23 protein-coding genes are annotated in these 24,506 nt (G+C 64.7%); 11 read left to right on the top strand and 12 right to left on the bottom strand.

The window, feature by feature from the left end; all coding sequences use genetic code 11:
- Window positions 1-1,488 (top strand): S41 family peptidase (locus BI344_RS19310; RefSeq protein ID WP_206600435.1); only part of this gene is annotated, 1,488 nt, incomplete at its 5' end.
- Window positions 1,489-1,537: 49 nt separating this feature from the next.
- Here BI344_RS19310 and BI344_RS19305 read toward each other — a convergent pair.
- A complete protein-coding gene (locus BI344_RS19305) occupies window positions 1,538-2,221 on the bottom strand; it encodes a DsbA family protein (protein ID WP_071114441.1) in 684 nt (227 codons plus the stop codon).
- A 5-nt stretch (window positions 2,222-2,226) separates the two neighbouring features.
- Window positions 2,227-3,087: an MBL fold metallo-hydrolase gene (locus BI344_RS19300; protein ID WP_071114440.1), complete on the bottom strand. Its 861-nt coding sequence runs from the start codon at window positions 3,085-3,087 to the stop codon at window positions 2,227-2,229.
- Window positions 3,088-3,228: 141 nt separating this feature from the next.
- On the opposite strand from BI344_RS19300, the gene BI344_RS19295 reads away from it, so the two are divergent.
- The 4 genes from BI344_RS19295 (at window position 3,229) to BI344_RS19280 (ending at window position 7,594) form a co-directional block, all read left to right on the top strand.
- The gene (locus BI344_RS19295; RefSeq protein ID WP_071114439.1) at window positions 3,229-4,140 is read left to right on the top strand and encodes a LysR family transcriptional regulator; all 912 of its coding nucleotides are present in this window, start codon (window positions 3,229-3,231) and stop codon (window positions 4,138-4,140) included.
- A gap of 196 nt (window positions 4,141-4,336) precedes the next feature.
- Entirely contained in the window at window positions 4,337-5,119 is a 783-nt protein-coding gene (locus BI344_RS19290; protein ID WP_071114438.1) for a class II glutamine amidotransferase, read from the top strand.
- A gap of 61 nt (window positions 5,120-5,180) precedes the next feature.
- On the top strand, window positions 5,181-6,986 hold the full coding sequence (locus BI344_RS19285) for a putative nucleotidyltransferase substrate binding domain-containing protein (protein ID WP_071114437.1): 1,806 nt from the start codon (window positions 5,181-5,183) through the stop codon (window positions 6,984-6,986).
- A complete protein-coding gene (locus BI344_RS19280) occupies window positions 6,986-7,594 on the top strand; it encodes a 3'-5' exonuclease (protein WP_071114436.1) in 609 nt (202 codons plus the stop codon). The genes BI344_RS19285 and BI344_RS19280 overlap by 1 nt, the downstream gene beginning before the upstream one ends.
- 25 nt (window positions 7,595-7,619) lie before the next feature.
- On the opposite strand, the gene BI344_RS19275 is transcribed toward BI344_RS19280, so the two are convergent.
- From BI344_RS19275 to BI344_RS19260, 4 genes are all read right to left on the bottom strand, one after another.
- Window positions 7,620-8,111 carry a GNAT family N-acetyltransferase gene (locus tag BI344_RS19275; protein WP_071114435.1) on the bottom strand — a complete coding sequence of 164 codons (492 nt, stop codon included), beginning with the start codon at window positions 8,109-8,111 and terminating at the stop codon, window positions 7,620-7,622.
- A 14-nt stretch (window positions 8,112-8,125) separates the two neighbouring features.
- Window positions 8,126-9,814 carry an IucA/IucC family C-terminal-domain containing protein gene (locus tag BI344_RS19270; RefSeq protein ID WP_071114434.1) on the bottom strand — a complete coding sequence of 563 codons (1,689 nt, stop codon included), beginning with the start codon at window positions 9,812-9,814 and terminating at the stop codon, window positions 8,126-8,128.
- 4 nt (window positions 9,815-9,818) lie between these two features.
- Complete coding sequence (locus BI344_RS19265) at window positions 9,819-10,562, bottom strand: hypothetical protein (protein WP_071114433.1); 744 nt, start codon at window positions 10,560-10,562, stop codon at window positions 9,819-9,821.
- A 190-nt stretch (window positions 10,563-10,752) separates the two neighbouring features.
- Complete coding sequence (locus BI344_RS19260) at window positions 10,753-10,983, bottom strand: hypothetical protein (RefSeq protein ID WP_071114432.1); 231 nt, start codon at window positions 10,981-10,983, stop codon at window positions 10,753-10,755.
- A gap of 485 nt (window positions 10,984-11,468) precedes the next feature.
- Between BI344_RS19260 and BI344_RS19255 the strand changes: the two genes are divergently transcribed.
- Complete coding sequence (locus tag BI344_RS19255; protein WP_071114431.1) at window positions 11,469-12,137, top strand: hypothetical protein; 669 nt, start codon at window positions 11,469-11,471, stop codon at window positions 12,135-12,137.
- A gap of 72 nt (window positions 12,138-12,209) precedes the next feature.
- On the opposite strand, the gene BI344_RS19250 is transcribed toward BI344_RS19255, so the two are convergent.
- Entirely contained in the window at window positions 12,210-12,929 is a 720-nt protein-coding gene (locus tag BI344_RS19250; RefSeq protein ID WP_139167079.1) for an amino acid ABC transporter substrate-binding protein, read from the bottom strand.
- Between the two features lie 426 nt (window positions 12,930-13,355).
- On the opposite strand from BI344_RS19250, the gene BI344_RS24465 reads away from it, so the two are divergent.
- Together BI344_RS24465 and BI344_RS19245 are read left to right on the top strand one after the other, a co-directional pair.
- Complete coding sequence (locus BI344_RS24465) at window positions 13,356-13,541, top strand: hypothetical protein (RefSeq protein WP_158020811.1); 186 nt, start codon at window positions 13,356-13,358, stop codon at window positions 13,539-13,541.
- An 89-nt stretch (window positions 13,542-13,630) separates the two neighbouring features.
- Window positions 13,631-14,299 carry a DUF3313 domain-containing protein gene (locus BI344_RS19245; protein ID WP_071114429.1) on the top strand — a complete coding sequence of 223 codons (669 nt, stop codon included), beginning with the start codon at window positions 13,631-13,633 and terminating at the stop codon, window positions 14,297-14,299.
- On the opposite strand, the gene BI344_RS19240 is transcribed toward BI344_RS19245, so the two are convergent.
- The 4 genes from BI344_RS19240 to BI344_RS19225 all read right to left on the bottom strand — a co-directional run bounded on the left by BI344_RS19240 (window position 14,300) and on the right by BI344_RS19225 (window position 20,858).
- Window positions 14,300-14,821 (bottom strand): GNAT family N-acetyltransferase, encoded by a 522-nt coding sequence (locus BI344_RS19240; protein WP_241499406.1) that lies wholly within the window; start codon window positions 14,819-14,821, stop codon window positions 14,300-14,302.
- A gap of 39 nt (window positions 14,822-14,860) precedes the next feature.
- Complete coding sequence (locus BI344_RS19235; RefSeq protein WP_071114428.1) at window positions 14,861-15,316, bottom strand: GNAT family N-acetyltransferase; 456 nt, start codon at window positions 15,314-15,316, stop codon at window positions 14,861-14,863.
- A gap of 270 nt (window positions 15,317-15,586) precedes the next feature.
- The gene (locus tag BI344_RS19230) at window positions 15,587-16,456 is read right to left on the bottom strand and encodes an AraC family transcriptional regulator (protein ID WP_071114427.1); all 870 of its coding nucleotides are present in this window, start codon (window positions 16,454-16,456) and stop codon (window positions 15,587-15,589) included.
- Between the two features lie 229 nt (window positions 16,457-16,685).
- The gene (locus BI344_RS19225; RefSeq protein WP_071114426.1) at window positions 16,686-20,858 is read right to left on the bottom strand and encodes a sensor domain-containing protein; all 4,173 of its coding nucleotides are present in this window, start codon (window positions 20,856-20,858) and stop codon (window positions 16,686-16,688) included.
- A gap of 303 nt (window positions 20,859-21,161) precedes the next feature.
- Here BI344_RS19225 and BI344_RS24460 point away from each other — a divergent pair, with 303 nt between their 5' ends.
- Window positions 21,162-21,986 (top strand): hypothetical protein, encoded by an 825-nt coding sequence (locus tag BI344_RS24460; protein WP_071114425.1) that lies wholly within the window; start codon window positions 21,162-21,164, stop codon window positions 21,984-21,986.
- On the opposite strand, the gene BI344_RS19215 is transcribed toward BI344_RS24460, so the two are convergent.
- On the bottom strand, window positions 21,983-22,612 hold the full coding sequence (locus tag BI344_RS19215) for an FMN-binding negative transcriptional regulator (protein WP_071114424.1): 630 nt from the start codon (window positions 22,610-22,612) through the stop codon (window positions 21,983-21,985). The two genes, BI344_RS24460 and BI344_RS19215, sit on opposite strands and share 4 nt — an antisense overlap.
- A gap of 128 nt (window positions 22,613-22,740) precedes the next feature.
- Here BI344_RS19215 and gntR point away from each other — a divergent pair, with 128 nt between their 5' ends.
- Together gntR and BI344_RS19205 are read left to right on the top strand one after the other, a co-directional pair.
- Window positions 22,741-23,760, top strand: a complete 1,020-nt coding sequence (gene gntR, locus BI344_RS19210; protein ID WP_071114423.1) for an HTH-type transcriptional regulator GntR — start codon at window positions 22,741-22,743, stop codon at window positions 23,758-23,760.
- Window positions 23,761-23,946: 186 nt separating this feature from the next.
- A complete protein-coding gene (locus BI344_RS19205) occupies window positions 23,947-24,447 on the top strand; it encodes a gluconokinase (protein WP_071114422.1) in 501 nt (166 codons plus the stop codon).
- Window positions 24,448-24,506: the final 59 nt, after the last annotated feature.

The following is a 24,506-nucleotide window of genomic DNA, read 5'->3' as shown; positions in this document are numbered from 1 at the left end:
CCCCTCCGCATCTGTCTGATGCTTGTCTTGCCGATTCAACAGGGATGCGCCTCGGCAAACTCCGCCCCTGCTTTTGACCGCGCGGCCTGGCAACAAGACTATCACCTGCTGAAACAGACACTGCAGCAGCGCTACTCCCATCTGGCCTGGATGGCTTCGCCTCAAAGCGGAATCGATCTACCCGCGTTGGACCGGCAGACGCAAACCGCGCTGCAACAGGCGCATGATGACAACGCAGCCCGCCAGGCCATCGTCGGATTCCAGCAAGGCTTTCACGATGGCCATTTCTCGCTGTTGACCTCGACTCCAAACTCTCCGGAAACCGGCAGCAGCAACGAACCCAAGCTGCGCGCGCCGCTGCAGGATGACAAGCTGGATGGCTGCGCGGCCCTGGGCTACGAGCAAGACAGCAAAATCGCGTTTTCCCTGCCATTTGAAACCCTGCCCGGCTTTCATCTGACCTCGGACGGCTTGTCGGAAGCCATGCGCAGCGGCTTGGCGGACCTTGGCCAAGCGGGCAAGGCCGCGGTGTTGCGCATCCCCACCTTCAGCCCCAAGGGCTATCCGCTGGAGTGCCAGCGAGTGTGGCAATCGGCGGTGAGGCAGGCCGGCAAGTTCGACTCGGAGAAGTTGTTCAACCTCACCTATCAGTCATGGTTCGCCACGCTCGGCCAGCGGCTGGGCCGGCTGAGAGCCGCGGGAGCCGACACCCTGATCCTCGACGTGGGCGACAACTCCGGCGGCAATGACAGCGGCGACGCCATGGCCAGGCTGCTGACCGACAAGACGGTCCGCTCGGCGCCGCTCTGGATGGTCAGGAACAAGGCCGGGAAAGCCTATCTGGATCAGTGGATTTCAGATCTGACCCGCGACCTTCCCGACTCGGCAAACGCGACAGACAAGGCCAGGCTGCAAGGGCTGCTGCAAGATTTCAGACAAAAGCGCGCCGAGCTGGACAGCCAACCGAGCGAAGACATGGGCTGGGTATGGCGCGAGCAACGCCGCTGGGCCCCCAGGGCAAGCTATAGCCGGCTGATAGCGGCGGGCTACGCCTCCGGCGCGGTCGATCATCTGGAGCCGGGCAGCTATTCGCAGGCGGTGGCGGAAACGCTGTTCTGGCCCGCCCAGACAGAAAAACTCAAAGGCTCCTGGCTGGGCCGGGTCTATATCGTGACGAACCAGAAAACCTATTCCGCCGCCGAGATGTTCGTCGCCGTCAGCCGCGACAACCAGGTGGCGAAAATCGTCGGCGTCCGCACCGGAGGCGACGGCTGCGGCTTCATGACCCCGTCGGACCCGCTGCTTCTGCCGCACTCCAAGCTCAGATTCCGCATTCCCGACTGCGTGCGGCAGCGCGCGGATGGCGGCGACGAAGTTGCCGGTATCCTCCCGGATTTGCCATTGCAGGCGCGAGAGGGCGAAAGCCGGCGCGCCTTGGCGCAACGGACCCTGCAGGCCATCGCCGCCGACATACTGGCACAGCCATGACATAAAAAAAGCCGCTGCCAAAGGCAGCGGCTTTGCCTGCTTGGACGCTTCAGCGGCAACTGTCCGGCGTACAGAACAGCGCATCGTCGCCGGCGGCTTGCGCCGGCGGCAAGCGGCCCGCCAATTCGGCCGCCAGTTCCTGGGCCTTGCCCAGCCAGTTGGACAACTCCAGCCGCTCCAGCTGGCCATCCTGCTCCAACACCGCCGAGGGAAAGCCGCGCAAACCCAGCCGGCCCATTTGCTGGCGGGTCTGGGCGATATGTTGCTCGGCTTCCCGTTGCGCCGGCTGCCAAGCTTCGGCAAACGGCCCAGCCTCGGCGCCCAGCTCCGCCGCCAGGCGGCTCAATACATCGAATTCGGCAATGCGCAGACCCTGCTGATAATGCGCGCGCTGGATGCGGGACAGCATCGCCAATGGCTCCACGCCCAGCTTGCCGGCCGCCAGGATAGCCGCGATCGGCGGATCGGAAGCCAGCGGCGCGCCGACATCGTTGAGCAAGCCATCATAGTAGGCCGAGCCGAACGGCTGGCCGCTCATCGCCGCGATGCGCTGGTCGTGCGGCATCACATAGCTGCGCCATTCCGGGGTGATGGTGCGGCCTTCATCGCTGCCTATCATGCCGCCGGCGTGCATTTCCACGCTGACGCCGGGCAGCGCGGCTACCGCCTGCAGCAAGGGGGAGGCGCCATAGCACCAGCCACACAGCGGGTCGTAGAAGTAATGCAGCTTCATCGGGCTCACCACTTCATTTCACCCTTGCGCACCTTGGCGCCCAGTTCCAGCGTGGAAACTTCGGCCGCGTTCGGGTAGGCCTGCTTCATCGCCTCGACCAGTTCGCCGCTGTTGCGGGTGGCGGCGTTCTTTTGTTCGAAGGTTTTCAGGTAGTCGCGGGTGTAGCGGATGGTGGATACGTCCATCTTGTCGCCGGCGATCATATGGCCAGGCACCACCACTTCCGGTTTCAACGCCTCCATGTCGTCCAATTGCTTGAACCAGGCCTTGCGCTCGGTTTCGGACTGGGTGTCGGCGGTCCAGACATGCATTCCGGAGTAGATGCCGACATTGCCGACGATGGCATGGATGGACGGAATCCACATATAGCTGCGGTGGCCCAGCACGCCCTGGCTATCCTTGATTTCCAGCTTCTTGCCCTCCAGGTCCAGCGTGCTTCCCTTCAGCGCGGTCGGCAGCAGAGGATTGGCCTGCGGCGCGTTGGCGCCCATCTTGGGCCCCCAGAACGCGACTTTGCCCTTCACATTGCCCTTGATATGGGCCAGGGTTTCTGGCGCGGCCACCAACTCGGCCTTGGGGAAGACCTGCTTGAGCACCGAAGCGCCAAAATAGTAGTCCGGATCGGCCTGGCTGACATAGATGGTTTTCAGATTCTTGCCGCTGTCCAGCACGCGGGCGGCGATGCGGTAGGCGTCGGCGCGGGTGAAGCCGGTGTCGATCAGGATCGCGTCCTTGTCGCCGGCGACCAGCACCGAGCTGACGTTGAAGCTGTTGGCGTCGGCGTTGTAGACCGACAGCTTGAGTTCGCCGGCGTGGGCGAAACCGGCTACGGACAGGGCGGCGGCGATCAGGGTTTGACGAATCATGGTGTAACTCCTAAGTCTGGTGCCGGCACCCGCCGGCGGGTTGAACTGCGATTCAGTGAAGATGTGCACACTATAAGCGCAGTAATTGCACCAATAAATGAGTTAAACTGCACATTATTGTTTCAAAAAACGTACATATATATGGACAGGCTCACCGCGATGCAGGTCTTCGCCGAAGTGGCGCAGCTGGGAAGCTTCACCGCCGCCGGCGACAAGCTGGACATGTCGCGCCCGATGGTCACCCGCTACGTCGACGAGTTGGAACAGTGGCTGGGCGTGCGCCTGCTGCAACGCTCCACCCGCAAGGTCACCCTCACCGACGCCGGCCTGGCCTGCCTGGCCCGTTGCCAGCAGATGCTGGAACTGGCATCCGAGGTGCGCGCCGACGCCAGCCAGCGCGACGGCCAAGTACGCGGCCTGCTGCGGGTGACAGCCAGCACCTCCTTCGGCCAGGCGGTGCTGGCCGGCGCCATCACCGAGTTTTCCGAACGCCACCCGCAATTGCGGGTGGACCTGCAATTGGGCGACCGCACCGTCAACCTGATAGAGGAAAGGATAGACCTCGCCATCCGCATCACCAATGAACCGGACCCCGGCTTGGTGGGACGGAGGCTGTGCGACTGCCGCTCGCTGGTGGTGGCGTCGCCCGGCTACCTGGCGCGCCATGGCGTCCCGGACCACCCGCTGGAACTGGAGCGGCACCGGTGCCTCAGCTACAGCAACTTCGGCCGCAGCGAATGGCGTTTCCAGCAAGGAGAAGAAGCGCCCTTGCGAGTGCGGGTGAGCGGCCGCATCAGCGCCAACGAGGCCAGCGCGCTGCTCAGCGCCGCCATCGCCGGGGCCGGCGTCAGTCTGCAACCCAGCTACCTGGCCGCGCCCTATGTCCAACGCGGCGAACTGGTGGCGCTGCTGCCGGACTGGCAACCCGCCGTGCTGGGCATCCACGCGCTCTACCCTTCCCGCCGGCTGCTGCCGCTGGCGCTGCGCGGCCTGCTGGACTTCCTGGTTGAGCGCTTCGACGGCCCGCTGCCGCCATGGGACCGCCAGCCCTAATGCCGATGTCCGGCCCCCCCATCGCGGCCTTCCGCAGCGATAGGCATCAGCTTGTGAATTTTTTTCATATCAGGAGCGACAAAATACGGACAGTCGCAATTGCCCGCCGGCGCGAGATCGCCTAAGCTCAGGCTGAATGGATACGCTGGCAAACCGGCCAGCCCGATGCAAACTGAAAAGACGTGGAATCAAGCCGATGTGCCAGCTCTTGGGCATGAATTGCAATATCCCTACCGACATCCTGTTTTCCTTTGAAGGCTTCCACCGCCGCGGCGGCCTCACCGATCATCATGCCGATGGCTGGGGCATCGCCTTTTTCGAGAACAAGGGCTGCCGCATCTTCCTGGACGACAAACCCTCGGTGGAATCGCCGGTGGCCGATCTGGTGCGCCGCTACCCGATCAAGTCGGAAAACGTCATCGCCCACATCCGCAAGGCCACCCAGGGCGCGGTCAACCTGGCCAACACCCACCCCTTCATGCGCGAGATGTGGGGCCAGTACTGGATCTTCGCCCATAACGGCAATCTGGAAACCTTCCAGCCGGAGACCGGCCAATACTACCGGCCAGTCGGCAGCACCGATTCGGAACTCGCCTTCTGCCACCTGCTGGAGCGGCTGCGCAGCAAATGGTCCGAGCCGCCGGAACTGGTCGAGCTGTTCGACGAGGTGGCGCGGCTGTCCGACGAGATCAGCGGCAACGGCGTGTTCAACTTCATGCTGAGCAACGGCGAGGCGCTGTTCGCCCACTGCTCCACCCATCTGCACTACATCATTCGCTGCTCGCCGTTCAACACCGCCCACCTGGTGGACGACGACGTCAGTGTGGACTTCGCCACCGTCACCACCCCGCGCGACCAGGTGGCGATGGTGGCCACCCAGCCGCTGACCGACAACGAGCACTGGCAGGCGCTGTCCTCCGGCGAGCTGATCCTGTTCCGCGACGGCGCGCCGCTGCTCACCCGCAAGCCCCACGCCTGACGCGCCGCGTGGCGGCGATTGGCCTTATGCTGAAGGCGGGACACCTTCGCACGGAAATGCCATGAGCCGCTTCGACTTCAGCCACCCGCCGTTCGACAGTCTCTCCTCCGCAGAACAAGAGACGCTGGAGACGCGCGCCGACATCGTCTACTACCCCGACGGCGCGCAGGTGTTCGGCCCCGGCCAGCCGATAGAAGCGCTCTACGTGGTGATCAAGGGCGTGGTGTGCGAACTGGCCGGCGACGAAGCGGTCTGCCGCTACCGCGCTCAGGACAGCTTCGACGCCCGCGCCATGACGGCCGGCCAGACCCAGCACCGCTTCGTAGTGGAAGAAGAAGCGCTGCTGTTCTCCCTGCCGCGCGACGCGCTGCTGGCACTGACGGAAAACAACCGGCAATTCGGCGCCTATTTCTACGCCAGCGTGGCCAAAAAACTAGGGCTTCTGGCGCAACGCGCCGGCGGCCGCGAGCTGCAAACCCTGCTCACCGCCACCGTGCGCGACGCCGGCTGCCGGACGCCGGTATTCGTCGACGCAGGCGCCAGCATCCGCGAAACGGCGCAAGCGATGAAACAGCAACGCAGCAAGTCGGTGCTGGTGCGGGACGGCCAGCGGCTGGGCATCTTCACCACCACCGATTTTCGCGACATCATCCTGGACGGCGTGGACAGCGCTGAACCGGTGGGCCGCCACTGCCAATACCAGCTGCTGACCATGGATATCGACGACTTCCTGTTCAACGCGCTGCTGCTGATGACCCAGCGCAACCTGCGGCGGCTGGTGGTCACCGAACAGGGCCAAGCCGTCGGCATCCTGGCGCAGGTGGACGTGCTGTCATACTTCTCCAACCACTCCCACCTGATCGCGCAGAAGCTGGAGCGCGCGCAAAGCCTGGAACAGCTGGCCGACGCCGCGCGGCAGATCACCCGGCTGGTGGAGATCCTCTCCGGCCACGGCATCCGTCCGCTGCAGCTGGGCCGCCTGGTGCAGGCGCTCAACGCCCGGCTGTTCGCCCGCGCCTGGCAGATGGTCGCGCCGCCGGCGCTGCAGGAAAACAGCTGCCTGCTGGCCATGGGATCGGAGGGACGCGGCGAACAAACGCTGAAAACCGACCAGGACAACGCGCTGCTGCTGCGCGACGGCTATGCGCCAGACGATCTGGCCGCCAGCTGCGACGCCTTCTCCGCCGCGCTGGCCAGCTTCGGCTACCCGCCCTGCCCGGGCGGGGTGATGATCAACAATCCGCACTGGCGCTTGTCCTGCGGGGACATGAAGCGCCGCATCCACGACTGGATACACCGCCCCAGCGGCGAAGGCATGATGCAACTGGCCATTTTCAGCGACGCCGAAGCAGTCTGCGGCGACGCCCGCCTGCTGGACGACTGCCGGACTTGCCTGCGGCAGCGGCTGCAGGATGACGCCGGCTTCTTTTCCCGCTTCGCCCGCGCCATAGCGCAATTCGACACCCCGCTGGGGCCATTCTCCCGGCTGCGCACCCTCGAACATCAAGGCCGCGAGCTGCTGGACCTGAAGAAAGGCGGCATCTTCCCGCTGGTGCACGGCCTGCGCTCGCTAGCGCTGGAGTACGGCGTGGCGGACGCCTCCAGCCAGCAACGGGCGCGCAAGCTGGCGCAGGCTGGCCGCCTGGAGCCGGCGCTGGCCGACGACATCCAGGAGGCGCTGGCCTTCCTGCTGCAACTCCGGTTGGACCACGGCCTGCGCCAGTTGGCCGCCGGGCGCGAGCCGGACAATCTGATAGAACCGGCCAAACTGGGCACGCTGGAACGGGACCTGCTGAAAGACGCGCTGGCGGTGGTGATGCGCTTCAAGGCGCAGCTGCAGCATCATTACCGGCTGGGAAGCTTCTGATGCTGCGCCGCCTGTACCGGCGATGGCGGCGCGGCCGGCTGCGCGAACCCGGCTATGCCGGCCTGTTCGACGAGCATCCGCACGAGCTGGTCAGCCTGGACTGCGAAACCACCAGCCTGGATGTCTCCCGGGCCGAGCTATTGTCCATCGGCGCGGTGAAGCTGCGCGGCAACCGCATCCTGCACAGCGAAGCGCTATACCTGCTGGTGCGGCCTCGGAGCGAGCCTTCCGGCGACAATATCGCCGTCCATGGCCTGCGCCGGCGCGATGTCGGCCTGGGACTGGCTCCCGAAGAAGCCGTGCGCCGGCTGCTGGACTTCATCGGAGGCCGGCCGCTGATAGGCTACTACCTGAAATATGACGTCGCCGTGCTCGACAAATACGTCAAGCCGCTATTGGGCGCCGGCCTGCCGCAGCGGCGGATAGAAATCTCCTCGCGCTACTACGACTACAAATTCAAGCAACAGCCGGGCGCCTACATCGACCTGCGCCTCGCCTGCCTGTACAGGGATTTGGCCATTCCGGCGCCGCCGCGCCACGACGCGCTGGGCGATGCGCTAGGCGCCGCCATGCTCTATCTGGCGCTGCGCCAGCGCGGTTTCGGCTGAAGCCGGCTCCGCTGGAGACCAGGCTTCAGCTTGAGTCGGCCAGGCGGTCCAGCGCATCCGGGGCCAAGCCCCAGCGCTCCCAGTCGGGGTCCGCCGCCGCTCCGCAACCGCGGTAAAACGCCTTGGCCCGATCATTGTCCTTCAGCACGAACCACTGCAGGCGGCCGCACTGTTTCTCCCTGGCCAGGCGCGCAATCGCGCGCAGCAGCAATCGTCCGACTCCCCGACCGCGCTGCGCCGGTTCGACATACAGACCTTTCAACATCAACGCGGGACGCAAGTCATCCTTGAACGGCACGGTATAGTACGCCGCGTAGCCAAGCAGCGCGCCGCCCTCCTCCGCCACCAGCACGCCGAACGGCGGCAACTCGCCCATCTGCCATCGCCGCAGCTCGGCCGCGCCGATCCGGAAACCGCTTTTCCTTTCGAATGCCGCCAGCGCCGTCATCATCGCCAGCACGATGGCGCTGTCTTCTTCCCGCATCGGCCGGATGCTCGCGCGAACAATCTTGTCCATGACACGCCTCCCTGTCAGCCGCCCGACGGCTCCGCCCGTTGAAAGCTCATCGTCACGGCACGCCGCAAGCGCATGCCAAGGCAGTCCTTGACCGTCCTCGCCTGCGAACGCATCGCCCGCAGATTGCGGCGCCCCTGCGCCGACGCCGCCTGGGCGATGATCGTCGACCAGGCATCCTGCATGCAACCCTCCAACACCTCCGGAGCCAGACCGGCATCGCGCGCCAACGCATGCGCCACCAATTCCAAATGGCCGTAGAACATCGCATGGACCAAACGCAGACGGCCGACCTCCGGAGACGGCATATGAGCCCAGGTGTCCGCCATCAGCGGAATCCCGTGCCGACGGCACAGCGGCTCGATCCGCTCCCGCAGCATGATGGTATTGTCCAGATCGCGCAGGATGGCCCGCACCGGCACGCCATCGCGCAGCACAAGGTAAACGTTCTGCATATGCGGCTCGAAAGCCAGCCCCCAATCGGCGCACAGCAGCAAGGGCCCCGCCATCACCGCCAAGCAATAACGCCAGAACGTTTCCAGCGCCTGGCCGCCGCCATCCAGCCGGAGTCCTCCGCTGGCCGAACCGGCCGCCGCCCACAGGTTCAGCGCGGGAACCACCGTCTCGCCGGAACCGGAACGGCATGGCTGGCGGATGATGGCGCTCAAGTGGCTGCAGACCAGCGGATCGTCCCAGCAAATCGAGGCCGCGTCCCATTGGAAATCCAGGCCCGGCACCCCGCTTTCGCGGTGGGCCTCGCGTATCAGCGCCGAGACGAAAGGCGCGTTCTGGCTGTTGAGCCGGTACAGCAGGCGGTGTTCGCCGGTGAGGGTGACATTGATCGGCAGTTTGACGTCATAGCCGCTGGCCAGCACGCGGCAGCTGCGCTGAGAAGCAAGGGGAACCATCTCCAGCATGGTCTGGCTGCGCGAAATCGCGCCCTGCTCCAGCATCTCCCGCAGCACCGGCGACAGCTTGAGCTGCCAGGGATGCACCGGCAGCAACAAGCCGCCGCCCTGCGGCTGCCGCTGGCCCGCCCAGTCCGCGGCGCAACTGGCGGGATCGGCGTAATCGATGGCATGAAAACGGCAACCGCCGGCGTCAAACAGCGGCAACGGCAACGGCCTGGCCGTCAGATTGGACGCCTCGACGATATCTGGCAACGCCAGCCCCACTCTCAAGGCCGGAAACGGGTAATACAGATGGCCATGGCAGGCCGGCTCGATGGCGGCGCTTGCGGCGTCCAGCCTGCTGCCCAGCGCCAGATTAAGCACCAGATTGGCGAAACTGTTGCGGAAATCCGCCGCCAGCGCGTCCAGTTCCCCCTCCGGCAAATCCGCGGCAAGAATGCCGCGCAGCGCGCGCAGCAAGGCGCCGCCCGACGGCACCGCCCTGTCCGGCCCGCTATCGTCCAGCCAGGGCAGCTCCTGAATCTCGAAATGCCTGCCGGGATGCGACTGCCCCAGCCGCGCGACCAGTTTCGGTTGCCGCCCCAGGCGCAGCTGCCACTCACCCGAGAGCGTGGCCTCCAAAACCGCCTCAGCGCACAGGCGCTCCAGCCAAAGGCACTGCAGCAACCGCGACAGGCAGATCAGGTAGGCTTCGCGGCAAAACGCCCGCAGCTCGCGCCGCGCCAAGCCATGCGCCAGGCACCAGCGGCGGACTTCGGCCAGGGTCGGCCCCTGGCCGGGCGAAATGGCGGCCATCGGGCTACTCGAACACCCGCAGCGCAAGTTCCTGGCGCGTGATCTGGTCGAAATCCCGCATCCGCTCCAGCATCAGCGCCTCCAGTTCGGCCGGGTCGGTTTCAACGGCGAAGCGCTCGATCAGGCAGGCGGTATAGGCGATGTGGCGGGTTTCGTCGTACAGCAGGCTGTCCAGGACGCGCAGCAGCGCCTCCTCGGTCTGCGGCGCGCAGAAACTCGTCAGCATGGGTCTTTGCAGCAGGTGATGGATGCGGGTGCGTATCTCGGCGATATTCATCTGGATCAGGTCGTCCGCAGTGATCGGATGGGCGAAGGCCGAACCCGGCGTGGCCTGCGGCTGCCTATGCGCGCCGTACCCGGGCGACAGGGTGAGCAATTCTGCCATCAGCTCGCGGCTGACCGCCGTCGGGAAAACCATGCCCAGCATGGAGATATAGGCCCGGGCGTGCCGAGACTCGTCGACCGCGTGCTGACGGATCTGCTCGGAAATCTCCGGATCGGGCGTGCTGGCGGCCAGATTCCACAACCGGCTGGCGCCGTCGCCCTCCCTTTCGGCATTGGTGATCAGCGACACCGCTAGCCATTGCGGATCCTGAGCCGCCTGGCGGTAGCTGTCTGCGTACTCCTCGTCGCCGAACAACGGCGGCGCCGCCTGGCACGCTTTGCGCAGGAACGCGTCGTAATGCGGCAAGACCTTGACCTGTTGCTCGCGCAAGGCGGCGAGAGTGGATGAGGCGACATCATGCATGTGACCCCCTTCGGTCGATGGCTCTGCCTGGCCATCGGCACAGCGCGGTAGTCATGAATGAACGGGCGGCGGCATGGCAAAACGAGCGCGGGGCATCAGCCAAGGTCCGGTCGGCTCATACCCCACTGTGCATGCTCGCGGCACCAACGGACCGAGTCCGCTGAGAATGGGCCATGCCATCAGGCCCGGCTTAATTCAGGGACGGCTCCTTGGTCTTGAATGGCGCGTTGACCGCCACAAAAGACAGGTGGGCCTGAGGATGCGCCTTGTTCAGCGCCGCCAGCGTTTCGGAATCGATCTCCAGCTTGCCGTCCTTGACGCGCCCCAGCACCTTGACGGTACGGCCATCGTCGACAAGCTTTTGCAGAGACTGGGAGACTTGCGAGGGCACTTCCAAATGCCCGGGGTTGCTCTTTTCCATGAGAAGCTCCTGGAAGGGTATGACGGGAAAAACAGATGGCAGGCTCGAATTGCATTGCCGCTTGTTTGGCATATGCCTGCATTCTCACGCTAGCACCTGCCCCGGGGAACTCAAGAGCACAGCCGGGGCAGAACGGATATTGCGGTGCAGCAGTGGCGAAAGTGGTCTTTTTAAAAATATTCCAAATCAAAACCATCAATCCGCCTCTCACCGCGCCGGATACATATTTGTAAACATTTCCCCGTTCCCGCCTCCTCCATCCTGGCACAGCCTTTGCTAATGCCCATGTACGCCAAACCATTGTTCCTAATGGGAAAAGCCGGAAACAAGGGGCAAGATCGACCCCGCTGGCAAGAATGGAACGGCAAGGCGGCAATATTTGCCGCCAGTCGGGCGAAGGAAGGCGGCGCACCCGGCAAACAGCAACAGGACACGAGCGGATCCGTGAAGCTCTGCCCGGAATCATCTTCTCAAGGAGAAGCAACATGTCTATCAGCAGCACCAACAGCAGCAACTCCAATACCTACTGGCAGCAGATGCAGTCGCTGCATCAGCAACGCCGGCAGGATTTCAGCAGCCTGACCAGCGCCGTGCAGCAAGGCGACCTCGCCGGCGCGCAGCAGGCGCTGGCCAATCTGCAACAGCTGGGCTCCTCATCCAACAACTCCAGCAGCGGCAACCAGGACTTCACCGCCGCGCTCAATAGCGCCATCAGCGCCAGCGCCGCCACCAGCGGCTCCACCTCCACCGACCCCTTCGCAGCGGTCAACGGCAGCCAGGCCAGCAGCGGCAACTCGGTCTCCTCGTTGCTCAACAGCCTGGGCCAGGATCTGCAAAGCGGCAACATCAGTCAGGCGCAGCAAGCCTTCCAGCAGCTGCAGCAAGGCCTGCAGCAAGCCGGCGGCACCCAGCAGGCAAGCGGGGGCGGCCACCATCACCACCATCATGGCGGCGGCGAGAACGGCGGGCAAAATGGCGGACAGAACGACCTGCTGAGCGCGCTGGGCGGCAATTCGCAAACCAGCGGCACCACCTCCGGCACCGCCGGCAGCAGCACGACCGGCGCCCAACAGACCCAGGCCGCGCTAAGCCTGTATCAGGCCAATGCCGGCAACAACGACATCAGCAGCCTGTTGATGTCGTTGTCGGTCTGAAGCGTCCTCTGGAAAAGCGCCTGCGAATGCACGGCGGCCTCTGCTCGCAGAGGCCGCTTCTTGCATCGCCGCTCAGTAGTAAGGCGCCAGCAGCCTCCTGATTTCCCGCCGGCCGGCGGAGGAGTCGCACGCCAAGCGCAGCCGCAACATGGCGGCCGCATCCTGCGACAAGGAACTGGCGCGCGACACATAGATTTCCAGCGGCTGCTCGGTAAACAGCCATTCGCCCAGCAATGTCGGATCTACACCCGCATCCTTCAGCAGATTGCCGCAGCCGGGCCGCACGCAGACGGTGGCGTCCAGCCTGCCGGCCCCCAGCATCCGCAATCCCTGGCTCATGTCGCTGAGCAGCACCTTGCCATGCGGTATCGCGCGGTCGAACTCCTCCAACGTCCGGCTGCCGCGCAATTCTCCGATAGTCATCCCGGCGAAACTGGCGGCGGCATCGTGCCGGCGCCCGGCCGACTGCAAATACACCAGCGAAACCTTGACCGAGCCTATGGTGCAGATGGCGATGCCGTAACGGTTGCGCTCCGCGGTGGGAATGCCCAGATTGATGGCATTGTCGCCGCTGCGCATGCCGTCTATAACGCGCAGATAGGGCCTTGCCCCCGCCGTCACCTCAAATCCGGCCTGCGCGGCCAGGAAGCGGATAAAATCCGGTCCCACTCCCCTATCGGTATCCAGCACCCCCCAAGGCTCTATCGCCAGGGTATAGGACTGGTAATGCGCCACGGGAGCCGCCAGCCCCTGGCCGGCCAGCAAGCAGCACAGCCCTGTGATCGCTCGCATTCTCCTTGTTCCTCCACCGGGCATCCCTGCCCGGATTCACGCCAAATGACACGCCGCCGCGACTCGCGGAACCGGCCAAGCCCGTCACGCCGGCCCAAAGCCACCTCAAGCAGGACGCCACGAGGCAGCACGCTGTCGCAGCGCATCCCCGCCGGCAGAAAAAGGACTTTCCAGTACAGTGTAGGCCAGTCCCGCTCCGGCGGCCGCACGACCATCACCCGCGCCGGATCGGCTTGGCAAAGCCCGACGCCGTCGCTGGCAAACCATCATTTGGTACAGGCGGCCGGTGCCGGACATCGCCAGCGGCCCAGCCATGCTGATATTCGTTTGCGAATGCAAGTCAGCATGGAAACGAAAATGTTGAAGGCATAAACCAGAAGAGTAGAATGGCGGTATATATATTTTTGTTTATACAGGCCAACCATCATGCAAGATCCCGACAGTCCCAGTCCGCAAAATCTTTTGCAATATTGGCTGCACAAGCTCATCGGTTCGCGGTTGAGCACCCGCGACGAACTGCATTTCGGCCCAATGCAGGAGGAAATCGCGCTGAACCTGGCGGTGATACTCTGCATCATCCTGCTGGCGCTGTTCGCCTACCTGCGCCAATAACCGCGCCGGCCGCAAGACAAGCCCCTCCGGCGAACCATCCCGTCGGCAGCCGGTCACTCCATGGAATCCAGGCCGACAAGGAATCGACAATGAAAACCTCCGCACTGGCGTTATGCGCCGCGCTGGCGCTGAGCCTGCCGGCCCAGGCCGACAATGCCGCCACGGACAATCTGTTCACCCTGCCGCTGGACGCCTTTCAGCAAGGCAAGCTGCAAGCCAGCCAGCGCGTCTACCTGAAACCGGGCGTGGACCTGAAAACCTACCATGCCGTGCTGCTGGAACCCTTGTTGTTCCTGCGCCAAGACAGCGACGGCGGCTGGCGGCTGCTGCAAGCTGGCGACGAGAACGCCATCGCCGGCTACTTCCACCAGCGGTTGCAAGCGGAACTGGCGGCAGCCGGCGTGGAGATTGCGCTACAGCCGGCGCCGGGCGTCGCCCGGCTGCGCGTGGCCATCACCGGGCTGAACCAGGACCGCCCTGGCATGGACCCGATCGACCTGCTGCCGGTCAAGGCCGTGTTCAATCTGGCGCGGCTGGCCGCCGGCAAGGAGCCCTATCTGCTGAAGATAGCCAGCATGGCGCAACTGGAAGACTCGCAGGACGCCGGCCTGCTGGCCGGCACCGTCAACCTGCGCCAAAGCGACAAAAGCAAGGACAGGGAACAGCCGCTGACGCTGGAGCTGATCAAGCCGCTGCTGGACGACTGGTGCAGACAGAGCGCCCGCCAATTGGCCGCCCACCTGGGCAAACCCTCCTGATCAGAGCGGCTTTTGCATGAATACGCTGTATGGGTCTGCCAGATAAGCGCCAAACGGCGGACAGAAGCGGTAGCCGGCGCGCTGGTACAAAGCAATGGCCTCATGCTGGTGGATGCCGGTTTCCAAGGCCATCGCCGCGCAGCCGCGCGCCCGGGCCTGCGCCTCCAGCAAACCCAGCAAGGCGCGCGCCACGCCGAGGCCGCGGCACTGCGGCCGCACGAACATCCGCTTGAGTTCGCCGAATGCCGGCGTGCACCACACCGCGCCGCAGCCCAGCGCCCGCCCTTCGCCATCGCGGGCGACGGCAAACGCCATATCCGGCTGCAGCAGCGCCGCCATATCCACGCCATGGTGGCTTTCCGCCGGGTACAGCGGCTTCTGGTAAGCATCCAGTTCATCGATCAGAGCCATCACTTCCGGCTGGTCCGGTCGCTCCAGCGCAATTCTCACTCCAGATGTCCCCAACGCCACGAAATTCGCCGCCGCGCCTGTCTCCTGTCCTGCCATACCGATCACCGACATTATTTCTTCCTGTTTCTTGACGCTTGAGAAAGCGTTACATCACGCCATATCCCGCCGGTACTTGACGAAGCCGCGCTTGGCGTCGCCGCGAAAACCCGCCCGCAGGAAAAAGCGATGCGCCTCCAACCGCTGCGCCGAACTGCGCAGCATGATCTTGGAGCATTGCCGCGCCAAGCAGCGTCGCTGCGCCTCATCCAGCAAAGCCTGGCCTAATCCTCGGCCGCGCCAGCCCCGGTCCACCACGATGTTTTCCAGCACGGCGAAGGGTTTGCCGCCATACATCACACCCTCGCAAAAACCAAGCCAGGCGCTTGCCGCCAGTTGTCCCCCGCACTCGCACACCAGCACCTGCGCGCGTTCGCCATCGGCCAGCGCCTGCAACCGCTCCGGCAGCACCCGGATGGCAGGGTCGTCCACCAACTGGCGGCAAAGCCTGTCGAGCGCCGCCGCATCGTCAGCCCAGGCCTGCCGTATCGCCACAGGTTCATGCGTCATGCACTGCCGCCTTCCCCCTCTTTAACCACCCACCACCCGCACAGAATCTGCCCTGCGCCGCCGGGGCCAAGATAAAACAGGCCTGCGGCCCTCGATTGCGCGGCAGTCTGCGGAACACAAGTCGGAACGTTGCTCAGTTCGATCAGGCATTGAATTTACAATGCCTGATCCCGCGACGCCAATTCCCCTCGGCGCCGGGAACAATATCGGCAGCGATTCGCAGCGCCGCCATCCGCGGCAAAAGCTTGCGGCGGCGGACGACGCGCCCCGCTATTTCAGCGGCAAGTAAATATCGGTCAGCAGTTCATGCTCGGCGACTTCATGCACAAAATTGAGATAGTGGAAATACAGAGGAAAATCGCGCAACTCCTCTCCGCTGGCCGGCAGCCAATCGCGATACAGGCCGCGCGCGCTCTCCGACAAGGAGTCATGCGAGCCATGATGGCGCAGCACGGCGCATCGTCCGCCCGGGATGCTTCCATTCACCACGCCGAATCGATTGTCTTCGCAAATAGCGGCGTCAACCGTGCCGCAAATGCCAAAACGGAAATCCTCGGCGCTCGTCGTGGCGGGATCATGCGGTGCGATGCCATAAGTCCGGCTGCTGGCAATCGGCGACTGCCCGGTGTCCTTGCGCCACTCGATAAAACGGGCAGCGCTGGCATTGACCAGCTCAGGCCGGCCCTGATGGGTCAGGATGGCGACCCGAGTCCCGGCAAAATCAACGATTTTTACGTCCATGGTTTGTATTCTTTCGTATTTCCGTTCAGGAATGCGTTGGCGCCAATCCAGCCAGTCCGGCTGCCGACGAAACTGGCTGGGCGTCTGGCCCAGCGCCTGTTTGAAAGCGCGGCTGAATGACTCCGGATTCTGAAACCCCGCATCCAGCGCGATATCGATGACTTTCTCCAGCGGATTGAAAGCCAGCCGGTACGATGCCCGCTTGAGCCGCATCCACTGGATGTAACGCCCTACCGGTACGCCGCAGCGCGCCGCAAACTGCCGGTGAAAGTGATAGGGCGAGAAGTTTGCTATTTCACTCAGTTGTTCCAGCGTGAGCGGGTCATCCAGATGGCGTTCGATATAATCGAATACCCGATTGAAGCGCCCGGCGTATGCGCCGGCTTTGTCTTCATGCATTGCATCCTCCCATGCCGGACACTTTGCCTGAGAATCAGCTAGGCCTCCTGACGGATCTTGCTAAAATGCGCGCCGTCGCCGCGCGCCCAGGCGAATCCGCTGCCGCTCCAAGCGGCATTTGAACCAAACGGAATGGCGGCTGCGCGCCATGGGCCGGCGCATCCGTCCGCGATGTCTTCCGGCAAAGCAGGCCTGCCGCATGACGGGGGGGAGCGGAGACGCGCCCGGATCAGTTGCCGCCCGGAGCCGATTCGGCCGCCACCTTGCGCAGCAATTGCCCGCCGTCCTCCTCCCGCCATTGCCTGCACCATGCCGGCACGGCTTCCACCGGCATCGGGGCCGCGATACCCAGACCTTGGACATAACGGCAACCCAGCCGGCGCAACAACGCGCCATGTTCCGGCGTGTCCACGCCTTCGGCGATCACCATGCGGTTGAGCACCGAGGCCAACTGGATCACGCCCTCGACGATGCTGCGGTCCTCCGCGTTGCTCTGCATGTCACTGACAAAGCTCCGGTCCACCTTCAGCGTATCCACCGGCAGGCGGCGCAGATAAGTCAGCGAGGCATAGCCGGTGCCGAAGTCATCCAGCGCGAAGCGCACGCCCAACTCGCGACAACGCCGCAGCACGCGTATCGCCTGCTCGATATCGGTGATGGCGGCGCTTTCCAGCACCTCCAATTCCAGATAGCCGGCAGGCACATCGGGATACTCGCCGAGCATGGTCTCCAGTTGCCGGCAAAAGTCCGGCCGCAACAGGTAATTCGCGCTGATGTTGGCGCTGACCTTGATATCTTGGCCCTGCCGCGCCCATTCCGCCGCCTGGGCCAGCGCGGCCTCCAACGCCCACTGGTCGAATGCCTGCTCAAGTTCGTTGCCATGCAGATGCGACAGAAAATCGGCCGGCGCCAGCAGGCCGCGCTGCGGATGGTTCCAACGGATCAGCGCCTCCATTCCGATGATCTCGCCATCGAACAGATCCACCTTGGGCTGATAATGCAGCACGAACTCTTTCTGGTTCAGGCCATCCCGCAGCAGATCCAGCCACTGGCGGTGCGCCTGCGCCTTGCGATCGTTTTCCGGGTCGAACAATTGATAGCGGTTCTTGCCGCCATCCTTGGCCAGATACATCGCCTGGTCGGCATGACGCAGCAAGGTATCCGCGTCGACATTGTCCTGCGGATATAGGCTGACGCCGACGCTGGCGGTGACATGGACCTCAGCCTCATCCAGCCGCACCGGCTCCGCCACCGCGCTCAGTATCCGGTCCAGCACCAGCATGCACTCCTCCAGCGTGCCGACATCGGAAAGCAGCACCACGAACTCGTCGCCGCCCAGCCGCGCCAGGGTGTCGTCGCCGCGCAATATCGACTTCAAGTGGCTGCTCACAGCCACCAGCAGCTGGTCCCCCGCCGCGTGGCCGTGCCGGTCGTTGACCGCCTTGAAGCCGTCCAGATCCAGGAAGCACACCGCGCACGACTTGCCGCTGCGGTTGGAGCGGATGATGGCCTGGTTCAGGCGGTCGGACAGCAGCCGGCGGTTGGGAATGCCGGTCAACGGATCGAAATGCGCCACCCGGTCCAGTTCGTCCTCGTGCGCCTTGAGCTTGGTGATGTCGGAGAAGATGCCGATGTAGTGCAGCACCTCGCCCTGGGCGTCGCGCACCACCGACACGGACAGCAGTTCGGCGTACAGTTCGCCGTTCTTGCGCCGATTCCATAGTTCGCCGCGCCAGAAGTCATGCCCCAGCACCGACCGCCACAGCTCCTCGTAGAACTCTCCCGACTGCTCTCCGGAAGACAGCATGCTGGGCTTCTGGCCTACCGCCTCCGCCGCGCTGTAGCCGGTGATGCGGGTAAAGGCGTTGTTGACCTTGGTGATCACGCCATCGCGATTCACCATCAGGATGCCTTCATAGCTGCTGTCGAACACCGCCGCCGCTTCTTTCTGCGTCTGTTCGAACACCTTGCGCTCGGTGATGTCGGTATGGGTGCCGGACATCATCAGCGCCTCTCCCTCATCGCTGCGCTCCACCACCCGGCCGCGCGACAGGATCCAGCGCCAGTCTCCGCCGCGGGTGCGGCAGCGGATCTCCACCTCATGGCTGGCCGACTCGCCGCGCAGATTGCGCTGGATCGACGCCCGGGCCTGCTCGACGTCCTCCGGATGGACATGGTCGTACCAGTTTTCGGCGGTGATGCGCATCTCGCCTGGGCCGTAGCCCAGCATGCTTTCCCAGCGCGGGCTTACCTGGAAGCTGCCGCTTTTCAGATTCCAGTCCCAATATCCCTGGTCGGAGCCGTCTATCACCCGCGCCAGCTGCTGCTCGCGGCTGCGCAGCGCCTGTTCGGCGCGGCGCTGCTCCGTCAGATCGCGGCCGAACGCCATGTAGCGGCCATCCTTCAGCCGCCCGGTGGTCAGCTCCGCCCAGATGCTGCCGCCCTGCTTCAGGCGCAGCATCCATTCCGAGCGCTGGAACAGCCCGCTGTCGAGCTTGGCCAGGTGCTCCGGCAACGCCCCCTGGCATTCGAGCGCCATCAGGTCGCGGATGTGCATGCCCTTGAGTTCCTCGACCGCATGCCCGGTCAGGCGGCAGGCCGCCGGATTGGCGAAGATGTAGTAGCCGTCGGCGTCGGTCACCCAGATCGCATCCCCCGCCTCGTTCAACACCAGCCTCAGGTCATCGTCGATGCGCTTGCGCTCGGTGATGTCGGACAAATTTCCCACCAGCCGCACCGCCGCGCCGCGCTCGTCCCATTCCACCGCCCGCCCCCGCACCTGCAGCCAGCGCACGCCGTCTTTCTGGTTCGCCAGGCGGAACTCCAGCTCGATGCGCGGGGTCTTGCCACGGCGGTGCGCCTCTATCGCCTGCAGCACAAAAGGCAGATCGGCGGTATGCACCAGTTGACGGAAATGCCGGAAATCGCCGTTGTCGTCCTCGGGGCGGGTGCCGGTCACCTCGAAATAGCGGGGCGAGCGGTAGACTTTCCCGGTGCGCAGGTCCCAGTCCCAGAAGCCGTCGCTGGTCGCCTCCGCCACCAGCTGCAGGCGCGCCTCGCTGGCCCTGATCTGCAATAACAGCTGCTTGCGCTCGGTGATGTCCTGCAAGGTGCCGAACAGGCCGATGATTTTGCCTTCCATCCCGTGCCTGACCTCGCCGCGCGCGGTCACCCACAGAGTGGTCCCGTCCGGCCGATGCAATTCCAGATCGCACTCGTAGCCTAGCCCCACCAGCCGGCAACGCTCCACCGCCTCCGACAACTGGGCCCAGCTCGCCGGGCTGAAATAGCGCTGCATCGCCGGAAAGCCCGGAGGCGGCGCCCGGCTGTCCAGTCCGAACAAGCGGTAGATCTCCATGCTCCACACATGCGCGTCCGTCTGCAGATCCCACGACCAGTTGCCTATCCCGGCAAGTTGCTGCGCCTGGCGCAGCGCCGCCTCGCTCTCGCGCAGGGCCTCCTCCGACGCCTTGTATTTGGTGATGTCGCGGGCAATGCCGAACAGGCCGCTCAAACGGCCATCGGGGTTGTAGACCGGCCCCTTGGTCACAAGGAACACCAGCTGTTCTCCGTTCTGCAGCGTCAGGAATTCATCATGGGTCGACACCCGTCCGCCCTGCATGATGGCCCGGTCCTTGGCCATTACTACGCGCGCCGTCGCCTCGTCGAAGACTTCGCGGTCGTCCCGGCCCAGCACCTCGGCGCCGCTCTTGCCGACAAAGGCCAGGCCGGCGCGGTTGATCAGCAGATAACGCCCTTGCAGATCCTTGACGAAGATGGCGTCGGAGGTGCTGGACACCACCGCGTCCAGCAGCCGGCGGTTGAGCTCCACCCGCGCCAGCAAATAGTGCAGCCCGGCGCTGACCAGGCTGATCGCCAACCCGTCCGCCACCAGAAAAACCAGTTGCAGCCTATCGGGCCATAATGCCTGGGGATCGTGCAGATAGGGATCGGCCGTGAAGTCCGCCGCCAGCGCCGCCAGCGCGGTGGCCAGCACTCCCGGCCCAAAGCCGCCGATGCCGGCGCTGAGGATGATGGGCAGCACCAGCAGGATCAGCACCGGATGCCCGTCGGCGCCCAGCAGGAGCTGGCGCAGCGCCAGCGCGCAGATCGTGAACAGCAGCACCAACGCATACCCCGGCCAGCCAGACCACCGCCCAGGCCGCATGCCGCGGGACAGCGAGCCCAGCCAGGTGAGCTGCTCCGGAACCGCCGCAGCCGGCACCGCGCACAAGGCCAGCAACAACAGCACGGCCGAGGCCAGCGCGAAGAAGACTCCCTTGGCGAGAGTCGGCGGAACCGCATGGAAAACCATCCCGCCAAGCAGCAACCGATCGGAAAAAAAGGTCCAGGCCAGCGCCAAGAGCACGTAGCCCGTTACCACAAGCAGGATGAATTTCATCCGCGGGTTTATCGGCATATCCCATTTCCCCAGAGCCTGGCGGCCAGGCAATCCATCCGTGCGTCGAACGGCAAATCGCGGTTTGTCCGGCAAAGGCGCCGGCCATCGATTTCCGCGCCTGACGGCAATGCAGCCATCAGGGGTATCGACCGCGTTCGGATACACCCAATAACGGTATAGCATTCCCAGCCATGGCATTGGGCACTGCGCTGCAGCATTCATCAGGCGGAAAATGCGCCCGATATTGGTCTGAGTATGAACTATGATTGGGCGGTAAACCGTTGTCCATGCGAGGGTATGGGGATGGAGTTTCTGTTCGATCTGGATGATCCCCTGCAGTGTCTTGAGCAGATCTACCAACAACTCAGTCCGATGGTGGTGGCTCTCCACCCGCAGAAACACAGCGCCAAGGCAGGCCCCTGCTTTGGCAGCGGCCTGCTGCTGAGCTACCGGGGCGAAAGGTTCATCGTCACCGCCGAAGCCGTGCTGGCCGAGGCGTGCGTCGCTCATGGCCAACAGGTGCTGGCCTGTTCGGGCGAATTGCGGCTGCCGCTGCAAGGCCTGGCCTGCGCCAGCCCGCAGCACATGGACATCGCCGCCATCCACCTGCCTGCCCCGCTCATGGCGCGGCATCCGCTGGAGCATTGCTTCGAAATGGGCTTTGGCGGAACCCCCGACCCTTTGGCCAGCGCCTTCACCCTGTTGCTGGGCTACCCGGTCAGAGGACCCAAGCCGGCCAATCTGCTGAACGATATCATCGGCCTCGTCTCGCGCGCCTACCGCAGCGACAACCGCCGCAGCCAGGTGATACACCCCTTGTTCGTCGAGTTCGACAGCCGCGACATCCTCAGCCGCAGCAAGCTGGACAAGCCCGGCCTGCTGGAACGCTACCGCCTGTGCGGCGCGCCGGCCGTCAGCCTGTACCACTCCTTTCAGGACGACAGCAACCGGCTCACCGCCTACCTGCAAGGCGTGGTGATAGAGTGGGACCGCGCCGGCATAGGCGCCACCGCCTCCAGCACCTCGCTGCTGCCCGGCTTCCTCGACAACTTCCTGCAGCAGCTGCAGCGCGGCGACTGCCACGGCCATCCCGCAGTGGCCGAACTGCTGGAGAAATACCGCCGTTAAGTCCGCTCCGCCATGCGCGCCGCCAGCCACTGCGCCCGTGGATCCGCGCTGGCGCTCAAGCCCCGCCGCACGCCTCCGCGGCTGGCTTCATCCTGGTTCTGGCTAAGCTTGAACTTGCCTTCCAGCCGCGCCACCGTCAGCTCAATGCCGACTATCGCCTGCATCATCCGGTCCAGATAATACGCCGGCGCATCCGCCATCCGCCAAGGCGGCTCAAACTCGGCCTCATGCTCGCGGGTGAGGCTCTCCAGCAGACCGCGCAGCCATGCCGGATCCTCCACCGCGCGCAAACGGCCATGGGCGTGAACCACCGCATAGTTCCAGGTCGGCACCACCTTGCCGTGCTCGGCCTTGGCCGGATACCAGGACGGCGTCACATAGGCGTCGTCGCCATGGAAGATCGCCAGCGCCATAGTCTGGCCATCCAAGCGCCGCCACAGCGGATTGGCGCGCGCCACATGGCCGCACAGCCGCAACTGGCCATCGGTTTGGCGCGCATGCAGCGGGATGTGGTTGGCATCCGGGCCATCCGGACCGTTGAGCACCAGCGTGGCCAACGGCCGCTCCCGCATCAATTGCAGCAGGGCATCCTGATCGTCGACGGCGAAATGCTTGGGCAGGTACATGGCGGCTCTCCGGCAAAAGAGTGACCTTACAAGCAATCGTCATCGCCGTACAAGGCCCGCGCGCCCGCGCCTGCGCTACAATAGCCGCGCCCGGCGCCGCCTGGCATCCATCACCGCACAGGAAAGACATGTCGAGAAAACCGCGCATCCGCTCCGGCAGCGGCGTCACCATGCACGATGTCGCCCGCGCGGCCGGCGTCAGCGCCATCACCGTGTCGCGGGTGCTGAACCAGCCGCAGCAGGTCTCGCCGCAGCTGCGCGAGAAAGTGATGCAGGCGGTGGACGCGCTGGCCTATGTGCCCAGCCGCTCGGCGCGCACCCTGGCCTCGGCGCGCTCGCGCACCGTGCTGGTGCTGATTCCCTCGCTCGACAACACCGTTTTCCTGGACACGTTGGCCGGCATAGAAAGCGTACTGGACGCCGCCGGCTACCAGATGCTGATCGGCAACAGCCACTACGATTCCGAACAGGAATTGCAGTTGCTGCGCGCCTACCTGCAGCACCAGCCGGACGGCGTGCTGCTCACCGGCCTGACCCACGCGGCGCCGTTCGAGGACATCCTGCGCCGGCGCGCGCTGCCGGCGGTGTACATGATGGACCTGGCCGACGACGGCCGCTGCTGCGTCGGCTTTTCCCAGGAGAACGCCGGCGCCGCCATCACCCGCCACTTGCTGGAAAGCGGCAAGCGCCGCATCGGTTTTCTCGGCGCCCAGTTGGACGAGCGGGTGCTGAAGCGGTTGGATGGCTACCGCGCCGCGCTTGAGGAAGCCGGCTGCCGCGACGCCGGCCTGGAATGGCTGGACCCATCGCCCTCCAGCATGCGCATGGGCGCCGCCATGCTGGAAGCGGCACTGGCTGCGCGCCCCGATTGCGACGCGCTGTTCTGCTGCAACGACGACCTGGCGATAGGCGCGCTGGCGCGCTGCCAGCAACTGGGCATCGCGGTGCCGGAGCGCTTGGCGATAGCCGGCTTCAACGATCTGCAGCCTGCCGCCTGGTGCACCCCTTCCCTCACCACCGTGGCCACCCCGCGCCGCGCCATCGGCAGCCATGCCGCGCGCCAGCTGCTGCGGCTGATCGCCGGCGAAGCGCCCGAAGCGGCGCAGACCGACCTGGGCTTCCAGCTGATGCTGCGCCGCAGCAGCTGAAAACCTGGCCAGACGCGGCTTTCCGACCGGCACGCCGCCGCGTTGCGCGGCAACTACATTTTGCCGCCTCCCAATGTAAAACTTGATCCAGCTGCTTGTTGTTACCGTTTTGTTAGCGCTAACATCCGCAAACAGTCCAGCCGGCCCGCGCCGGCTATCATTTCAACCCGCAATGTTAGCGCTAACATGAAATACGACAATATCGTGGTGATGGGCGTGGCCGGCTGTGGCAAAAGCAGCGTGGGCCGGATGCTGGCCGAAGCGCTGCATGCCAGCTTCATCGAAGGCGACAGCTTCCACCCCCAAGGCAATATCGCGCGAATGAGCGCCGGCATTCCGCTGGACGACAGCAACCGCGCCGACTGGCTGGCCAGTCTGGCCGAGCGTTTGCGCCAGGGCCGCGCCGGCAAGGAAAGAATGGTGCTTGCCTGTTCCGCTCTCAAGAAACGCTACCGCGACATCCTGCGTGGCGCCGCCCCCGGACTGCTGTTCGTCCACCTGCACGGCGACAAGGCCTTGATTGCGCAACGGATGCAGGAGCGCAGCGCCCACTTCATGCCGACCAGCCTGCTAGACAGCCAGTTCCACGACCTGGAAACGCCAGGCCCGGACGAGCGCGCTATCCACTGCGACATCAGCCAGCCGCCGGCGGCCTTGCTGCAACAGATTCTGCAGGCGCTCGCCTAACCGGACGCCGCACAGCATTCCAAGAGCAGAGAGAAAGAGGAGAACAACAATGCACGCCC

It is taken from the genome of Chromobacterium sphagni (assembly GCF_001855555.1).
Classification (GTDB): Bacteria; Pseudomonadota; Gammaproteobacteria; order Burkholderiales; family Chromobacteriaceae; genus Chromobacterium; species Chromobacterium sphagni.
Note: the sequence above shows the minus strand (reverse complement) of the source record. Positions and strands in the feature narration are given on the sequence as shown.

What these genes read in the sequence shown, in the direction of transcription:
- BI344_RS19305 (WP_071114441.1), bottom strand. Translation starts at nt 2,221, where the DNA reads ATGAAGCTGCATTACTTCTACGACCCGCTGTGTGGCTGGTGCTATGGC.
- BI344_RS19300 (WP_071114440.1), bottom strand. Translation starts at nt 3,087, where the DNA reads ATGATTCGTCAAACCCTGATCGCCGCCGCCCTGTCCGTAGCCGGTTTC.
- BI344_RS19295 (WP_071114439.1), top strand. Translation starts at nt 3,229, where the DNA reads ATGGACAGGCTCACCGCGATGCAGGTCTTCGCCGAAGTGGCGCAGCTG.
- BI344_RS19290 (WP_071114438.1), top strand. Translation starts at nt 4,337, where the DNA reads ATGTGCCAGCTCTTGGGCATGAATTGCAATATCCCTACCGACATCCTG.
- BI344_RS19285 (WP_071114437.1), top strand. Translation starts at nt 5,181, where the DNA reads ATGAGCCGCTTCGACTTCAGCCACCCGCCGTTCGACAGTCTCTCCTCC.
- BI344_RS19280 (WP_071114436.1), top strand. Translation starts at nt 6,986, where the DNA reads ATGCTGCGCCGCCTGTACCGGCGATGGCGGCGCGGCCGGCTGCGCGAA.
- BI344_RS19275 (WP_071114435.1), bottom strand. Translation starts at nt 8,111, where the DNA reads ATGGACAAGATTGTTCGCGCGAGCATCCGGCCGATGCGGGAAGAAGAC.
- BI344_RS19270 (WP_071114434.1), bottom strand. Translation starts at nt 9,814, where the DNA reads ATGGCCGCCATTTCGCCCGGCCAGGGGCCGACCCTGGCCGAAGTCCGC.
- BI344_RS19265 (WP_071114433.1), bottom strand. Translation starts at nt 10,562, where the DNA reads ATGCATGATGTCGCCTCATCCACTCTCGCCGCCTTGCGCGAGCAACAG.
- BI344_RS19260 (WP_071114432.1), bottom strand. Translation starts at nt 10,983, where the DNA reads ATGGAAAAGAGCAACCCCGGGCATTTGGAAGTGCCCTCGCAAGTCTCC.
- BI344_RS19255 (WP_071114431.1), top strand. Translation starts at nt 11,469, where the DNA reads ATGTCTATCAGCAGCACCAACAGCAGCAACTCCAATACCTACTGGCAG.
- BI344_RS19250 (WP_139167079.1), bottom strand. Translation starts at nt 12,929, where the DNA reads ATGCGAGCGATCACAGGGCTGTGCTGCTTGCTGGCCGGCCAGGGGCTG.
- BI344_RS24465 (WP_158020811.1), top strand. Translation starts at nt 13,356, where the DNA reads ATGCAAGATCCCGACAGTCCCAGTCCGCAAAATCTTTTGCAATATTGG.
- BI344_RS19245 (WP_071114429.1), top strand. Translation starts at nt 13,631, where the DNA reads ATGAAAACCTCCGCACTGGCGTTATGCGCCGCGCTGGCGCTGAGCCTG.
- BI344_RS19240 (WP_241499406.1), bottom strand. Translation starts at nt 14,821, where the DNA reads ATGTCGGTGATCGGTATGGCAGGACAGGAGACAGGCGCGGCGGCGAAT.
- BI344_RS19235 (WP_071114428.1), bottom strand. Translation starts at nt 15,316, where the DNA reads ATGACGCATGAACCTGTGGCGATACGGCAGGCCTGGGCTGACGATGCG.
- BI344_RS19230 (WP_071114427.1), bottom strand. Translation starts at nt 16,456, where the DNA reads ATGCATGAAGACAAAGCCGGCGCATACGCCGGGCGCTTCAATCGGGTA.
- BI344_RS19225 (WP_071114426.1), bottom strand. Translation starts at nt 20,858, where the DNA reads ATGAAATTCATCCTGCTTGTGGTAACGGGCTACGTGCTCTTGGCGCTG.
- BI344_RS24460 (WP_071114425.1), top strand. Translation starts at nt 21,162, where the DNA reads ATGGAGTTTCTGTTCGATCTGGATGATCCCCTGCAGTGTCTTGAGCAG.
- BI344_RS19215 (WP_071114424.1), bottom strand. Translation starts at nt 22,612, where the DNA reads ATGTACCTGCCCAAGCATTTCGCCGTCGACGATCAGGATGCCCTGCTG.
- gntR (WP_071114423.1), top strand. Translation starts at nt 22,741, where the DNA reads ATGTCGAGAAAACCGCGCATCCGCTCCGGCAGCGGCGTCACCATGCAC.
- BI344_RS19205 (WP_071114422.1), top strand. Translation starts at nt 23,947, where the DNA reads ATGAAATACGACAATATCGTGGTGATGGGCGTGGCCGGCTGTGGCAAA.